Origin of the sequence: Polaromonas sp. CG_9.7 (assembly GCF_015752205.1) — a bacterium.
Taxonomy (GTDB): domain Bacteria; phylum Pseudomonadota; class Gammaproteobacteria; order Burkholderiales; family Burkholderiaceae_C; genus Polaromonas.
In genome coordinates this window covers 37,232-52,585 of the sequence record NZ_JADOVG010000023.1, presented here as the reverse complement: position 1 = coordinate 52,585, position 15,354 = coordinate 37,232, and the positions used below count along the sequence as shown (strand labels likewise).

Below are 15,354 nucleotides of genomic sequence, written 5' to 3'. Positions count from 1 at the left end.
TCTCTTCGTTTCCATAGTGCCCACTTGTTTGTTTCGTGGACACTATGTTTGACCGCTTTCTTCCCAGTCTCAAGATGGCATGGCTGGCCGCTTACAATGAATGTGCGTAAGGTGGGTGACCAGGTTTTTGCTACCGTGTTTGTGCCAGACGGAAAAATCCTTCACTTTGAGAATTTGTTGGTGGACTACGTTGCTGAGCGAAAAAATTCGCTTCAGCGTCCTATAGACAACCAAAAACTCGTCGACGCCATCCGGTCAGTTCGTGTTGCCACCTTCGACGCTGTGTGGACTGACTCTACTGAGGTACTTCCGACCGACGACCAGCAGGCGATCTGGTGGGAGGTATGGTTGCCCGCCGGCCAACATCGGCAGCAATCTATTGATGATTTTCGCCACCTTGCTTCGCTGGCTGGAATGCAGACCCGAGAACGAGCGCTGTTCTTCCCGGAGCGATCAGTCGTAACATTGCATGGGACAAAGGCGCAGCTACTTCAAGCCCCGCTTCTGCTGAACTCCATCGCTGAGCTACGGCGTGCGAAAGACACTGCCGCTTTCTTTGACTCCCTTAATCCTCACGAACAGGCTGAGTGGGCCAATGAATTGCAGTCGCGGCTTGGTACCGGTAATACTGAGGAAAATTCGCTCTATGTGACACTTCTAGACACCGGCGTTAACAACGGCCATCCGCTGCTTGCGCCATTTGTGGCTAGTGCCGACCTGCATAGTGTGGAGCCTGGTTGGGGCGTTGCCGATGCTGACGGTCATGGAACTGAACTTGCTGGACTATCATTGCTCGGCGATCTCGGACCTGCATTGGCTGATGGTATGCCTTTGCTCGTTGCTCATAGACTTGAATCAGTTAAGGTTCTGCAGCACGCTGGTGGAAACCAAGGTGAATCATACGGCGACTTGACAATAGAGGCTGTGGGACGCGTTGAAATATCCGCCGCAAATCGACGACGAATCTTCAGTATGTCTGTGACCGCTGATGACGGGCGTGACCGAGGTCGACCGTCTTCTTGGTCGGCAGTCATTGATCGCCTGGCTTCTAATTATGAATATCAGGGAGCGACCCCACGTCTGTTTTTCCTTTCAGCAGGTAATACTCAAGACACCGCTGCATGGGCTGAGCATCCAGCTAGTCTGGCAACCAATGGAATTCAAGATCCATCTCAGGCATGGAACGCCATTACGGTCGGTGCCTACTCTCAGTTGACCAACATCACTGAATCCGACATGGCACATTACCAAGCCATTGCAGCTGTGGATGATTTGAGTCCATTCACAACCACTTCGTGTACATGGTCCTCGGACTGGCCCTTCAAGCCAGACATCGTTATGGAGGGGGGAAATGCAGCGATTGAGCCGGGTGGATTTACTAGCACAGCGTCGAGTCTTTCGTTACTTACCACCCATTGCGAGCCTTTGCTAAGGTCTTTCACAACCACACACGCCACTAGCGCAGCTACGGCGCTCGCAACCAAGCTTGGTGCAGAAATTGGGGTGGCCTATCCTTCGTTTTGGCCAGAGACTGTGCGAGCCCTTATGGTTCATTCGGCGCGCTGGACGCCAAAAATGCTGGATCAATATCTCGGCCATCAGAAAAGTCGAGCTTCGCTCACGAACTTGCTGCGCCATTGCGGCTATGGTGTGCCAAATGTACAACGGGCATTGTGGAGCGCCTCAAACTCGCTGACGCTGATTGTGCAAGACCAGCTGCAGCCCTATGAAAAGGTTAATAGTGCCATCAAGACGCGGGATATGCATCTCCATGCTTTACCATGGCCGACCGACATACTGGAGAGCTTGGGCAACGTGAATGTCACCTTGCGCGTGACACTTTCTTATTTTATTGAACCCAATCCTGGTGACAGAGGATCAGCCAATAAATACGCGTATCAGTCGCATGCACTACGCTTCGCCGTTCGCCGACCGTTGGAAAATGAAGCCATCTTTCGAGCCCGCATAAATGCTCGCGCGCGTGATGAAGAGGATGGGCTTCCAGTGCAAACTGTTGGTGATGCAGGCTGGTTTATCGGCGAAACGTTGCGGCGCCGTGGATCATTGTTAAGCGATACGTGGACCGGGTCAGCTGCCGAGTTGGCAAATCGTGGACAGATTGCCATTTATCCAACGATGGGCTGGTGGCGGAACCGACCTGCGCTTAATCGGCACGATCAAACGGCTAGATACGCACTGCTGGTTTCAATTGAAGCGCCAGAGGTTGTTCAAGACCTTTATGCCGCAGTCGAGCAAGAGATCGAGCAATCGCTCATCGTTCCTATTACGGTGAGCTAGAAGGAGTTATCGCAGTTTTTCCAGTCATACAGGTTCAAGTAACGGGGCCGCCTACAGTTCAAATTACTTTATACAAGTAACGCTCTCTTTCTATTGGTTGGTAGGGCTAACTTCAATAATAAAAAATCATGTCCAAAGTGATCGAGCTTCCGCTCAACCGCGCCATCGTACTGCGCAACATAAACTGTGCTTACTGCAGTAAGAGCTTTGGACCAGACTTGGCGACGACTAAGGAACATGTCATCGGTAGACGTTTTGTACCACGAGGCGTTTTGTACCACGAGGCGTTTTAGCTGATCAATGGAACCTGATCCTGGTAATAGCCCGGCGAATACCGTTCTTGCTGAAATTTGAAGTGGCGCCCAAGATCGCAGCAGTTGCACTCCATTGGTGGTGTGCACTCAAGCCCGTGAAGTGGACACCATGCAAGAGTCGAATTCATCGCCCGTCATCGCCACAAAACGCAGGCATAGCGCGGCCTTCAAACGCAAGCTCCTGGAGCTGATTGAGCAACCCGGCGCATCCGTGGCCGGCGTTGCGCTGGAGCACGGCGTCAATGCCAACTTGGTGTTCAAGTGGAGACGCGCCAAGCGCGAGCGCAAACGTCCCGCAGGGCCTGTCCGCCAAACTGTGCTCTTGCCGGTAACCGTTGAGTCTCAAGAAACACTTCTGGCTGGCGCGCCTGACGGGCACGCTGCGATTGACAAGGAGGGCGTCATCGAGATCGAGATGGTCGGTGCCCGCGTGGTGCTGCGCGGCCGCATCGATCCGGCCAGTGTGCGCAGCGTCCTGATGGCACTACGGGAGATGGCATGATCGGTTTGCCCTCGGGCACGCGGATATGGCTTGCCGCCGGACGGACGGACATGCGCAGGGGATTCGATGGCCTGGCAGCCCTGGCGCAAAGCGCGCTGGATCAGGAACCGTTTAGCGGCCACGTCTTTGTGTTTCGGGGCAGGCGCGGCGACATCGTCAAGCTACTGTGGTGGGATGGCCAAGGCATGTGTCTATTTGCCAAACGGCTGGAGAAGGGCCGCTTCATCTGGCCGCAGGCCCAATCCGGTTCGGTCTCGCTGACCCCGGCACAGCTGTCGATGCTGCTCGAAGGAATTGACTGGAGAATGCCGGTTCGCACCTGGCAACCCACGCTTGCGGCGTAGGCGCTTTACGCTGCAGGAATGGGGCCTTCGGTTGACAGTGCAAGTCCTCTTTCCCGTTGGTAAATGCGCTGGCAAAGTAGCGTTCTATGAGTTCCCAGGCGCTGCCAAAAACCATCGAGATGCTGACAGACGATGTCACGCAGCGCGACGCCACAATCAAGGCGCTGCGCCTGACCATCGAGAAGCTCAAAATCGAACTCACGCACTTGAAACGCATGCGTTACGGCCGCTCCAGCGAGAAGATGGACGCCGCCCAAACCCAACTCGAACTGCTCAGTGCGGCACTGGCGCCGCTGATGCCCCTGGATACACCCCTTGACGCGCTGGGTGATGCCAAAGGCAGCCATGTGTGTGACCTGGAAGCCGAACGCAAGAAGCGGCGCAACAAACCTGCGAATTCACAGCAAAGCGGACTGCCTGCGCACCTTCCCCGCGAAGAGGTGGTTCACAGCGCCTGCGCCGCCGATTGCAAATGCGGCGCCTGCGGCACGGGTCTGCAGCAAATTGGGCAGGACGTCTCCGAGGTGCTGGACTACGAGCCGGGCAGCTTCAAGGTCATTCGCCACATCCGCCCGAAGTTTGCCTGCGCCCAATGCCTTGCGGTGACACAGGCGCTGGCGCCCAGGCGCCCGATGGATCGCTGCACGGCGGGTGCCGGCTTGATTGCCCACGTGATGGTGGGCAAATACGCCGATCACTGCCCCTTGTACCGGCAAAGCCAGATTTACGCGCGCGAAGACGTTGTCATTGCTGCCTCCACCATGGGCGGCTGGATGGGCAGCGCAGCCGCGCTGCTGACCCCCTTGGCCCAGGCGATTGGCCGCTATGCGCTGCAGGCATACAAGGTCCACAGCGATGACACGCCCACACGCGCGCTGGGCGCGGGCAAAGGCAAGGCCCACCTTGGCAGGATCTGGGCGTATGTGCGCGATGACCGCAGCTGGGGCGACGGCGCGCACCCGGCGGTATGGTTCCAGTATTCTGAAGACCGCCGGGGCGAGCATCCCAGGCAGCACCTGGGCAACTTCAGCGGTGTGCTGCAAGTCGACGCCTTCGCAGGCTACAACGCGCTCTTCAATGACGGCCGCGTCCTGGAAGCTGCATGCTGGGCCCACGCGAGACGGAAATACTTCGAAATCCACAAGCAGCAGGACCTTTTACCTGGAACCCTGGCACATCAGGCCTTGCAAAGGATTGCCAGGATCTATGCGGTGGAATCCGAGGTCCGAGGGCACAGCGCACAGTGGCGACGAAGTCAGCGGCAATTGCGGACGCGCCCGGTTCTGGAGGAAATGCACGCATGGCTGCACGCCGCGCTGGGCCAGATATCGGCCAAATCGCCCATGGCGCTGGCCATCGGGTACAGCCTGAGCAACTGGCGGGCGCTGACGCGTTTCCTGGAGGACGGGCGCATTGAGGCGGACAACAATATCGCCGAGCGCGCCCTCAGAGGCGTTGCCATTGGCAGGAAAAACTATCTGCACTTTGGCTCTGATGGCGGGGGGCACACGGCGGCGGTGATTTACACGCTCATTGGCACTGCCAAGTTGTGCGGCATCAATCCGCAAGCCTATTTGCGCTATGTGCTCGAGCGCATTGCAGACCATCACATCAACCGGATCGATGAGTTGTTGCCCTGGGCCGTGGCACAGCATCTGGGGAGTGGCGTCATCCAGCCGCTGCCGCTGGCCGCCTGAGCGGCATTGGGCGATTTGCTTGGAATATGGCGCCGATGCGAGAATTGTTTGCATGACCGCGCAACTCTTCAAGCTCCCGTCAAAAAACCGTTCGAAATCTACGAAATCCTATCAGCTGCGAGTCGAACTCAAGAGCGTAAAGCCGGCCGTGTGGCGTCGCATTGCTGTGCCCGGCACCATCAAACTCTCCAAACTCCATCACATACTGCTGGCGGCCATGGGCTGGCAAGGTGGGCATTTGCACGAATTCATCTTTGCGGACGCCATGTATGGGGACCCCCTGTGTCAGACTAGTTGCCGCTCCCCCGTGATTGCGGATGATCCGCATTGGAGCGCTATTCATGACAACAAATCGACATTCAACTGAATTCCAAGAACAGGCCCTGAGCAAAGCTAGGCAACGAGGCACACGCAGCGTCCAGGACGTCGCCAATGAACTGAATATGGCGGTCGGCACCTTGAGAAAATGGATCAGCAAGTCCAACCGAAAGCATGAAGTCGGTGGCCCCGCAGCGCAACTGCCTGACGACTTACCGGCCCAATCGTGGGGCCCTGCCCAGCGCTTGCTTGCGCTGAACCAGACGCATGCCATGACGCCCACACAGCTGCATGCCTGGTGCCGGGAGAAGGGGTTGTTTGAGCACCAGCTCAAGGCCTGGGGTGAAGCTTTTTGCAGCGCCACAGCGCCTGAATCGCGCCAAGCCAAGACAGCGTTGCGTGAGCTGCAGGTCAAACACGAGGGGCTGCAGCGTGAACTGCGTCGAAAAGAGAAGGCGCTGGCCGAAGCCGCAGCCTTGCTGGTGCTACAAAAAAAGTTCCAGGCCCTGTGGGAGGACGAGGAGAAATGACCAGTTGCCAACAGCGTCAGACCCTGCTGACGCTGATCCGACAGTCCTGCGACAGCGGCGCACGTTTGCAAAAGGCCTGCGCCCTGATTGGGTTGGATGCGCGTACTGTTCAGCGCTGGAGACGCCCGGAAAACCAGCAGGGAGACCTCCGGGTGGGCGACAAACGCCGCATTACCGTGCCGCCCAACAAGTTCAGTGAGGCGGAGCGACAAGCTGCGCTGGAGGTGGTCAACAGCGATGAGTTCAAGGATCTGCCGCCCAGCCAGATCGTGCCGCGCCTGGCTGACCAGGGCCTGTATGTGGCGAGTGAGTCGACCCTGTACCGGCTGCTGCGTGAAGCCGGCCAGTTGACGCACCGCCGCCTGGAGCGGGTGGCGCAAAAACGCAGCAAGCCACGCGCGCTGGTGGCCACTGGGCCCGATCAGATTTACTGCTGGGACATCAGCTACTTGCCCACCGAGGTCCGCGGCATCTACTTCTACCTTTACCTGTTCGTGGACCTGTTCAGCCGCCGGATCGTTGGCTGGCAGGTGTACGACTGCGAGAGTGCTGAGCTGGCCAGCGGGCTGCTCCAGGCCATCTGCGAGCGTCAGGGCATCACGCCCAATCAGCTCACTGTTCACTCGGACAACGGCTCCCCGATGAAGGGGGAAACAATGCTCGCCACCATGCAGCGCCTGGGCGTGGCTGCGTCTCGCAGCCGACCGGCGGTAAGTAACGACAATCCTTACTCGGAGGCCCTGTTCCGGACACTGAAGTACCGGCCTCAACTTCCCGTCAAACCGTTCAATGGCTTGCTACAGGCGCGACGCTGGGTGACAGAGTTGGTGCATTGGTACAACCACGAGCATCGGCACAGCGCGATTGGCTTTGTGACGCCCGCTCAACGTCACATGCAAATCGATCAAGCACTTCTGGATGACCGCGCCAAAGTGTATGCTGCAGCGCGCGATGCCAACCCAAACCGCTGGTCCGGTCCGACCCGCAATTGGGACCGAATCGCAGAAGTCCACCTCAATCCGGAAACACAACAAAACCAGAACCAACTCACCCAAAAGATCGCCTGAGCATCAAACTTTTTGCGACAACTAGCTTGACATCCACCGGGGGAGGCGCAAGTCGAAATGGAGCCCGGCGTGGAAGATGAGTCCCGCGTATCCCTGGTCAAGGCCATGGACGGCGCCAGTTCGTTCACCTGGATCTACGATTATGGGGACCACTGGGAGCACAAGATCAAGGTCGAGCGCATCGTCGACCTGGGCGTGCCGCTGGACACGGCGATGTGTATCACCGGAAGAAACGCATGCCCGCCGGAAGACGTTGGTGGAGCACCAGGTTATGAAGAGTTCGTCGATGCCATTCGTGATCCCGCAAACCCAGAGCATCAAACCATGCTTGAGTGGTGTGGGGGTGCGTTCGACCCCAGCGCGTTTGATCCATTTGCTGCTCAGCAGCGGCTCGACGAAATCAAGCTCTGATCGACAACTTCGTCAAGTACGGTATTCGCCGGGCTATTACTGATCCTGAATGTCTGCACACATTGCAATGGCGAAAAATCCAAGCTGGAAGACGACATTTCGGTCATCTCAATGATGCCTGATCAGTTTGGACGCTACCCAAGTGATGATCCGCGACTAAAAGCTGAGGTTGCTCGTAAGGCGATCAAGTCGAGGAGTCGCCGAACAGGAAAGGTTGTCGCTGATAGCCATGAGCAGATCGAGATCAAAAACGCCTTTGGACCGGCAACTTTTTCCTTCAATTTCACGGCGCCAGCTCAAGTTGAGGAGTCGCGACTTTATCAGTTAGCGCACTATCACTTTCTCGGCTTCTTCTATTGGATAACTTATCAAGTTAAAACAAAACGAGGCGGATTCGTTAAAGGTGGGTTTTTCCCAATAGCGGCCATCCATCGGGGAGATTGGGGTTCGCCGCGTTCACGCTGGTTCATGGATCTCGTGCGAAATTGGGAGCTAAGGGTTCATGCGATTGGTGCCAGCACTTTTTTCAAACTGCTAATTCGCCGTCATCCCGAACCACTGGCAGTCTGGTCGTGGGCTGTTGAGTGGAACCAATCCATACGGGTCATTGGCTTTGCGGGCGATGAGGATGGCATACGTTCCATTATTTCGGCCGCGCCCATTCATCAAATGGAGCTAGTCCAACAGAGTGATCACGAATCTTTTCGGATCCGGACTGAAATTCCATTAGCTGAAGTCTTCGACGACCTATTCACAATACTAATTAACATCGACGAAACCTAATGAGCACCGGTACACTGTGCTGCTGCGGGGTGGCCTTGCGCTTATTGGCGTCCATCCAGCCTAGCGACGATACACAATCTATTTTTTCTTTTCTTCGGCCTTAGCGTTACGCCTCAATTTTGAAAACGATTTGCCAGCTAAGGTTTTCTCACACTGCTGGGTATCCTTGGCGCCTTTGCTACGCACCGTAGAAGATTTTGAGCCCCAAGACAGGCCCTAACCACCATGGATTGAAAGAAATTACTCCACCCCCAGCGCCTTGAACACTGCATCCACCGGGTCCGAGTAAAAACTGGTCTGGAACTTGGCAAACAGCTCGCCCGGCACCGATGGCAGGTCAATCACGCTCGACATCGGCAGCAAGATGCGTTTGGCGCCCGCATCAAACGCGACCTGCATGCTTTCGGCCAGGTTGCGCACCGGCACGATGGCCCGTCGGTAAGATTCGTGCAAAACCGGCCACTCACCCTTAATCTCTAGTTTTTGCTTGGCCGCGATGTTGTTTGGACTTGTTATGGTTCAGTGTCCTGACACTTTTAGCACCTTATGACACCGACCACAGCGCGCGTAATTTATCCAGAGCTGCCTGATCCGCTGACCCAAGGCGACTTGCGGCAACTCTTCAATACGAGTTTCGATGAGCGCAAGTGGGCGTCAAGCGTTGCGCGAACACCCGCGTCCCAGGTAGCATTACTGGTTCACCTGAAGATTTTCCAGACCATTGGACGGTTTCTGTCTGCCGCCGATGTCCCGCTTGCGGCCGTTGAGTACGTGGCTTGCCGAATGGCCGTTGAATCCGAAGCAACTCTAATTTGCCCGCACCGAACGCACTATCGGCACCGCCAGGCGATCCTCCGTCGCTTAAAAGTAGTTGCGTGGGGAGCCGATGCGCGTGCGCTGGCCCAAGCAACGATGTGTAAGACCGCCCAAGCGCGTACCGATCCAGCTGACATCATCAATTCGGCGATTGACGCACTCATTCGGCATGATTTTGAATTGCCGCCTCTGGCTACGTTACGTCGGCTCGCAGGTACCGCGCACAGCAACATTAATGCGGGCCAATGGGCCGAAGTGTGTGGCCGCCTCAGTTCGGCGCAACAAGTTGTACTGGAAACCCTGTTGGTCGTCGATCCGAAGACACAGAAATCACCATTCGCCAATCTATGCTCAACGCCAGGCAGGCCGTCACGCAAAAATCTCAATGTTCTGATTGATCGCTATCAATGGCTTCAAGGGCTTCCAAATCCAGCCACGGCGCTGCAGTCCATCGCCGATTCGAAAATACTGCAATGGGCCAATGAGGCCAGGCGGCTCAACGCACTGGAGTTACGGGAGTACATCACCGCACGGCGCCACACGTTGCTGATGGCGGTGATTCACGATGCGCGCGGCCAGGTCCTTGACGGCCTGACACAAATGCTGCTCAGGCTCGCCCGAAAAGTCGAATGGAAAAGTGAGCTACGCCTGACAGAGTGGTATCAAACACGGCGCAATAAAACCGATGCCCTTATCCGCGCGTTTCGGGACACGCTGATCGTTCACGGTACGGAAGTTGACCCAGTACAAAAAGTGTCCAGAGTAGAGACTGTGTTCGCCGCCCAGGGAGGCCAAGTGGCGCTCGTAAAAAGCTGCGACGAACACCTGCATCATGAAAAACAAAACTGGCGTCCACTTGCTCGAGCTGTGTTTGTTCCGCTACTCAAACCCATGAGTTTTTGGATGATGGCCTTGTCGGCCAGTGGCGACGGTTTTTCCAGGGGCAGCAGCCGGCCAAAGCTCACCACGAATTCCCGGAACTCTGGACTTTCACGCCACTTCGGCAAGGAAAAGGGTTCGAACCGGGAGGCAATCTGCGGATCGGTCTGCATGGCATACAGCGCTTCATTGGTGCCCAGTGGCACGATCGGCATGCGCAATTCATTGCTGATGAATTTGAGCTGGTTCAGCAGTTGACGCTGTTCGCGGACTGAACCGGCCAACAAGTGATGGACCTCGTCGATGATCATCAACTTTGGCGGCTGGCGGTGCAGCAGGCGCAGTCCGAGCAACTCCATATCGGTGCCGCGGCTATTGACTGGCGGCTGAATACCCAGGCCTTCGATGATCTGGGCGTACAGCTTGTTGTCGCAAGGGTTGGCAGGCATCTGAAGGTGAACCGTTTTACGGATTTCCACTTCATTGAACTCATTGCATATGTTGGGGTTGCCCTGAACAAACTTTTCGACAATCATGGTTTTGCCAATGTTGCTGTCGCCGTGCAGCAGCATGCAGGGCATGCGCCCGCTGGGTGGGTGATTGAGCAAGTGCGCCATTCTGGCCAGCGCCTCATTACCTCGGGAGTACGCCACCCACTTGGGCGCATACAGTCTGGACACGCGTTCATCGATCGAGCCTTCCAGGTAAGACCAGACCCCGATATGCAGATGATCAAGGCCGATTGCCATGGCTCAGTTGTCCCATATTTCAGCGTCCGAAGGCTTTACCGGCTGCGAATAATCTACCCCGCCTGCGGCAGTAGCTGCTCTGCCCATCGTTGCGGACTGGGCATCTTTGTATCGCTGCGACTGTCGCCTTACCGCCTTTGTTTTGGCCGTGGCACGCTCGATCAAGGCACGCTGGGCAGTCACGGCCTGGAATATGGCTTCCTGAGTGGGGCGTTGTGACCCTGTTCGCGCAACGCATACAAGGCGGCGCGCTGCTCCCACAGCGTGATGGGCGGCAACGCCAGATCAGCGTACGGTATCGGGCAGTAGCGCCGGTCGGGTCCGTACACAAACACCCTGGACAGATTTCGCGGATCGTAGCGCACCAGCACAGGGGAGCCAAGTTGCACGATGGATGGCAGCACGTTGTCACAGTAGCGGATGTTGAACAGGTGCAATCCATCCCGGCGCAGTTTGCGCTGCAACGAGGGCAGAAAGCTGATCATGAATTGATCGGGTTGCTCAGGCAGCGACCGGGCGCGCGCAGTCGGGCCACTTGTCGCGGCCTGCCACGCCGCCAAGGGGCTCCGGCGAATTGCCTTGTGGACGTGTTCCCGAGAAGGTCACGATGGACAAAAGCGGCGCCAACAAGGCGGCCATGGATGAGATCAATGCCCGAGGCGAAACACCGGTCATCGTGCGACAAGTGAAGTACCTGAACAACATCGTGGAGCAGGACCATCGGGCCATCAAACGAGTCACCAGGCCGATGCTCAACTTCAAGTCATTTCGATCGGCCAAAAATGTACTGGCTGGCATCGAACTTATGCACATGATCCGCAAAGGTCAGCTACTTCTGCAAGGCGGTAACGAAAGATCTTTTGCCGACTAGTTTTATGTATTGGCAGGACAAATCCGTCCCATCTGAGGAGCAGGTATTCGTTCGCCTCCAAAACATGTTTATCAATCGGCAACGCGACACCCATTAGCCGGTCGGTGTCAAGCGAGCATAAAAATTCATGACGGCGTCAGCCGTCTGTCTTCAATCTATCCCTTTCCAAGCTGTTTACAGTTGCCAACCGCGTCCGTTTCTTCGATTCTTGGCTGCGACGAATCGCGCCAGACACCCATCAGGATCAAGCGAGCGGCCCTGTCACTGCCTCTCGCCCTGGCGGCTTGGCCGCCCCAGAAGAACGTTGGTGCCGAAATGTGTCCAATGGTTGATCACAGATCCGTGGCTGCCGACATATCGGCTCCAATCCATTAATGGTTCACATCGCGGGCGATCCGCATTACTGCAAACGGGTGACGGTGGCTCGCCATCCAATTCAGAACCGTCGGCTGCTACTCCAGTCGCGTTACCGGGCTTGACGGCCACCGTCGTGACTCATGCGAAGCAGCGCGTCACATCAAATGGCAGGCCTTCCTTCAGCATGTGAAAGCACGCTCTGGCCAATTTGTGGGCAAGGGCCTTGATGGCCACCACGTTGTTCGTCTTGGCCTTCTTTCTGTCGTAGAACCGTTTTGCCTCAGCATTGAATCGCATCGCATAAACAGCAGCCTCCCCAAACGCCCAGGCAAAGTACTTGTTACCGTTCTTCGTATTGCCTGCGCCTTTCTTCTTGCCATTGCTGGTATGCACGCTGTCGACGCAACGCGCGTAAGAGGCAAAGTTGCCAGCAGCTTTGAAGCGATCAATCGGGCCTGTCTCCAGCACGATGGTGGTCGCCAGCACCTGGCCAATACCCGGCACGCTGGTGAGCAGTTCATACTCCGGGCGTGTCTTGACGGCTGCCTGCAATCGCTTTTCAAGCAGATCGATCTGCTCGGAAAGCGCCGTGATCACCGCCACGTTGGCTTTGACCGCCAGTGTCACATCCGGCGGCAAAGGCATCTCATTGACCCGCTCCGTGGTCAAGCGTTTGACCTGATTGCTGCTGTTGTGTTCTCCATTTTGGCGCGCCGTGATGTTCTCGACGGCCAGAATGTGGGCCGTGCGGCTGCGTACCAGTTGCATCCGCTTTCGCGCCAGATCGCGTACGGCGCGGTGCTCTGGTGCCAAGATCGTTCCCGTCGGCAAAATCCCCAGCCGCAGCAAGTGCGCCAGATAACGCGCATCGGCTTCGTCGCCACTGTGCTTGAGACCATCGTGTTTCTTGATCGCTGTCGTGTTGGCCAGATGCACGGTAAAGCCCGCTGCTTTCAAACCGTCGACCAGCCAGTACCAGTTGAAGGTCGATTCGACAACGACCCCTGCCAACTCCTCGCGCCAGGGCGCCAGGAGTTGCACGATCTTCGCCAGGTCGTTGGGCAGGCGTTTTTCTGCTACCACCCGGTCCTCCTCATCCATCACCGTCACCACACTGTTGTTCGAGTGCAGGTCAATTCCGCTGTATTTCATCTTGGCCTCCTGTGGGTTAAAGCAAAGTTTGGAAACTCACTTTAATTCCGCCACCAGTCTTCGTACAGGGTGGCCGGCTAGATGATTTTCAGAACCCTCGAATTCGCCAACAGTATCCTCAGGTTACATAACCATTCTCGAATAATACCTCCAGGAATTACCCCAGATGTGTCAACAGATGGCGCCAGAAGTTCAGGCGTGCTTCCAGCGTTGACACCAGGATGTGCTCCTGTAGAGTATGCGCGCCGTCGCCATCGGCCCCCAGTCCATCAAGTGTGGGCACGCCAAGTGCCGATGTGAAGTTGGCGTCACTGCCGCCACCTGTCATGGGCGCATCTTCGAGGGTAAACCCAGCGTGACGGGCCGAGTCTTGTGCGCGCGCCAGAAGCGCAACTACGGCGTCGCTCTTGATCATGGGCGGACGGTTCACCTCGACGTCGATGTCGAGTTCCATATCCGGACCCAAGGGTTTGAGAGCCTGCATCTTGTCCACCAGTTCGTCGGCCGCACGAAGGTCAGGCAGGCGAAAGTCCACCACGCAGCGGCAAAGCGCGGGCACGGTGTTGGTGGCGGTGCCTCCCTCGATGGTGCCCACACTGACGGTGACGCCGCGCGCGTAGTCGGTCATGGCCTCCAGTGCGAGGATCTGGTGCGCCATTTCGCGGATGGCGCTGCGTCCTTTTTCATGTTGCACGCCGGCATGCGCGGCCCGGCCCTTTACGCTCAGGCGCAGCATGCCCGTGCCTTTGCGAGCCGTCACGCACTTGCCACCGTTGGCGCGCGCCGGCTCGCACACCAGGGTGTAGCGCGCGCAGGCCGCAAAAGCCTCGATGTGCGGGCGCGAGGCGTGGCTGCCGGTTTCTTCGTCGGGCACGATGACAAAGTCCACCGGCAATGCGGTGGTGGCGGTGCCGGCTAAGTCGCGCAGCGCCGTCAGCGCGAGGTAAATGCCTGCCTTCATGTCGTAGCCGCCAGGGCCGTACAGGCGGTCGCCTTCGATGCGGCAGGGGTTATCTTGCAGCGTACCGATCGGGTGTACGGTGTCGGAGTGCCCCAGGATCAGCAGGCCCGGCCGCTCGTCGCCGTCAGCGCGGTTGCTGATGTGCAGCAATGGTCCCACGTTGGGGCCGAAGGACGTCTCCGTGGCCTGCAGGCCGGCTTCGAGCGCGTAGCTTTGGATAACCGCGACCATGCGCGCCAGTCCTTCGGGGCTGCTGGTGGGCGATTCGCATTGCATCCATGAGGTGATGCCGTCAACAAGGGATTGGGTGGTGGTGGAGGTCATGGGCGCAGTCCAGGGAGGTAAAACGATAAATGGGAGGAGAAGAGCTGTGTCAGGCCATATGCTGGCCTGCGAGGGCCGCGAGTTGGTCGCTGTCAGGCAAACGGTGGTGAAACCACAGGTGCGCGCACACGGCCGACATGGCTTGGCCATCATGGCCAATGCCCGCGATAGAGTGCAATTGCCAATCAAACGGCAGGCCACGGCGTGCCGCTTCGGCTTTCGCGGTGGCGTAGTAGTGCAACGCGCGGGCGTGGCGGTGCGGTCCCTGGCGCAGAGCTGCAGGCTCGGACGGCAGGTGCGGGTCATTTGTCTCGGTGTCCTGGTCGCCCGCCAAAATGGTCAGCGGGGACGCGAACAGGCGCGCCAGGCTGTCGGCATTTGCGGGTGTGCCGCCCAGGCCTTCGGGAAATGGAAGTTCGAGCAGGGGCAGCGTGTACCAGCCCGGGTTGCCGGCCGCGACCTGCGTGAATACGCCCGGCGTAAGCACACTCATAAGCCGGTGCACAAACTGCCCGCCCGCCGAATGCCCAAACAGGTATAGCGGCTGATTGGCCAGCAGGCCCGAGGTCTTGAGATCGTCCACCAGGCGGGTGACGACGGTGTACGACCACCTATCGGGCGTGGTGGCAGCGGCCGTGTCGGCAAGGGCCGCACGGTCGGTGGTGGCGAGCAGGTTGCCGTTGTTATAGCTCACCACGTCTGGCCATTGTTCGTTAGAGAACGTGGGAGCGATGATCACCAGGCCGTGCTCGTCGGCAGCGGGTATCCAGAAGTCGCGGTAGTCATCACCGTTGCGCAGCACCCCGTGCTGCACCAGAACGATGGGGCTGTTGGCCGTGGCGTGGGCCGGCCGATACGTGTTGAGCGTGATGGAGCGGGAATTGGGCGCCGCGCTGTTGCGGTATTCCACCGCGTGGCGGCCCGCGCCCTGCACGGCGTCGCGCAGTATCTGAAGGTGAAGTTTGTAGGACATAGAGTGAG

Annotated in this window: 14 protein-coding genes and 3 pseudogenes; 11 read left to right on the top strand and 6 right to left on the bottom strand. The window is 57.7% G+C overall.

Annotated elements, in window-relative coordinates; translation table 11 throughout:
* The first annotated feature begins 48 nt into the window (after nt 1–48).
* From IWX87_RS17550 to IWX87_RS17510, 9 genes are all read left to right on the top strand, one after another.
* On the top strand, nt 49–2,298 hold the full coding sequence (locus IWX87_RS17550; protein ID WP_231376566.1) for a S8 family peptidase: 2,250 nt from the start codon (nt 49–51) through the stop codon (nt 2,296–2,298).
* A gap of 423 nt (nt 2,299–2,721) precedes the next feature.
* Entirely contained in the window at nt 2,722–3,114 is a 393-nt protein-coding gene (locus IWX87_RS17545; RefSeq protein ID WP_051983916.1) for a transposase, read from the top strand.
* The gene (gene tnpB / locus IWX87_RS17540; protein ID WP_196864800.1) at nt 3,111–3,458 is read left to right on the top strand and encodes an IS66 family insertion sequence element accessory protein TnpB; all 348 of its coding nucleotides are present in this window, start codon (nt 3,111–3,113) and stop codon (nt 3,456–3,458) included. The genes IWX87_RS17545 and tnpB overlap by 4 nt, the downstream gene beginning before the upstream one ends.
* Nucleotides 3,459–3,544: 86 nt before the next feature.
* Complete coding sequence (locus tag IWX87_RS17535; RefSeq protein ID WP_036803739.1) at nt 3,545–5,155, top strand: IS66 family transposase; 1,611 nt, start codon at nt 3,545–3,547, stop codon at nt 5,153–5,155.
* A gap of 52 nt (nt 5,156–5,207) precedes the next feature.
* Nucleotides 5,208–5,522, top strand: coding sequence for a plasmid pRiA4b ORF-3 family protein (locus IWX87_RS17530; protein ID WP_231374884.1), 315 nt, complete (start codon nt 5,208–5,210; stop codon nt 5,520–5,522).
* A gap of 76 nt (nt 5,523–5,598) precedes the next feature.
* A complete protein-coding gene (locus IWX87_RS17525) occupies nt 5,599–6,003 on the top strand; it encodes a transposase (RefSeq protein ID WP_231374885.1) in 405 nt (134 codons plus the stop codon).
* The gene (locus IWX87_RS17520) at nt 6,000–7,070 is read left to right on the top strand and encodes an IS3 family transposase (RefSeq protein ID WP_196864798.1); all 1,071 of its coding nucleotides are present in this window, start codon (nt 6,000–6,002) and stop codon (nt 7,068–7,070) included. The genes IWX87_RS17525 and IWX87_RS17520 overlap by 4 nt, the downstream gene beginning before the upstream one ends.
* A 57-nt stretch (nt 7,071–7,127) precedes the next feature.
* Nucleotides 7,128–7,481, top strand: a complete 354-nt coding sequence (locus IWX87_RS17515) for a plasmid pRiA4b ORF-3 family protein (RefSeq protein WP_196864797.1) — start codon at nt 7,128–7,130, stop codon at nt 7,479–7,481.
* A 111-nt stretch (nt 7,482–7,592) separates the two neighbouring features.
* Nucleotides 7,593–8,264, top strand: a complete 672-nt coding sequence (locus IWX87_RS17510) for a hypothetical protein (protein WP_196868293.1) — start codon at nt 7,593–7,595, stop codon at nt 8,262–8,264.
* Between the two features lie 240 nt (nt 8,265–8,504).
* On the opposite strand, the pseudogene IWX87_RS17505 reads toward IWX87_RS17510, so the two are convergent.
* Nucleotides 8,505–8,693 (bottom strand): annotated as a pseudogene (locus IWX87_RS17505) (peptidase); the annotation flags it as partial.
* A gap of 117 nt (nt 8,694–8,810) precedes the next feature.
* Between IWX87_RS17505 and IWX87_RS19785 the strand changes: the two are divergent.
* A pseudogene (locus IWX87_RS19785) lies at nt 8,811–9,287 on the top strand (DUF4158 domain-containing protein); the annotation flags it as partial.
* Between the two features lie 623 nt (nt 9,288–9,910).
* Here the strand turns inward: IWX87_RS19785 and IWX87_RS17500 are convergent.
* Together IWX87_RS17500 and IWX87_RS17495 are read right to left on the bottom strand one after the other, a co-directional pair.
* Complete coding sequence (locus tag IWX87_RS17500) at nt 9,911–10,708, bottom strand: TniB family NTP-binding protein (protein WP_231376565.1); 798 nt, start codon at nt 10,706–10,708, stop codon at nt 9,911–9,913.
* Nucleotides 10,709–10,887: 179 nt separating this feature from the next.
* The gene (locus IWX87_RS17495) at nt 10,888–11,193 is read right to left on the bottom strand and encodes a Mu transposase C-terminal domain-containing protein (RefSeq protein ID WP_196864795.1); all 306 of its coding nucleotides are present in this window, start codon (nt 11,191–11,193) and stop codon (nt 10,888–10,890) included.
* A 107-nt stretch (nt 11,194–11,300) separates the two neighbouring features.
* Between IWX87_RS17495 and IWX87_RS17485 the strand changes: the two are divergent.
* Nucleotides 11,301–11,579, top strand: a pseudogene (locus IWX87_RS17485) (DDE-type integrase/transposase/recombinase); the annotation flags it as partial.
* 495 nt (nt 11,580–12,074) lie between these two features.
* Here the strand turns inward: IWX87_RS17485 and IWX87_RS17480 are convergent.
* From IWX87_RS17480 to IWX87_RS17470, 3 genes are all read right to left on the bottom strand, one after another.
* The gene (locus IWX87_RS17480; RefSeq protein WP_196864794.1) at nt 12,075–13,088 is read right to left on the bottom strand and encodes an IS110 family transposase; all 1,014 of its coding nucleotides are present in this window, start codon (nt 13,086–13,088) and stop codon (nt 12,075–12,077) included.
* Nucleotides 13,089–13,245: 157 nt separating this feature from the next.
* Nucleotides 13,246–14,373, bottom strand: coding sequence for a M20 family metallopeptidase (locus tag IWX87_RS17475; RefSeq protein WP_196864793.1), 1,128 nt, complete (start codon nt 14,371–14,373; stop codon nt 13,246–13,248).
* A 49-nt stretch (nt 14,374–14,422) separates the two neighbouring features.
* Nucleotides 14,423–15,346: an alpha/beta hydrolase gene (locus IWX87_RS17470; RefSeq protein WP_196864792.1), complete on the bottom strand. Its 924-nt coding sequence runs from the start codon at nt 15,344–15,346 to the stop codon at nt 14,423–14,425.
* Between the last annotated feature and the right edge of the window lie 8 nt (nt 15,347–15,354).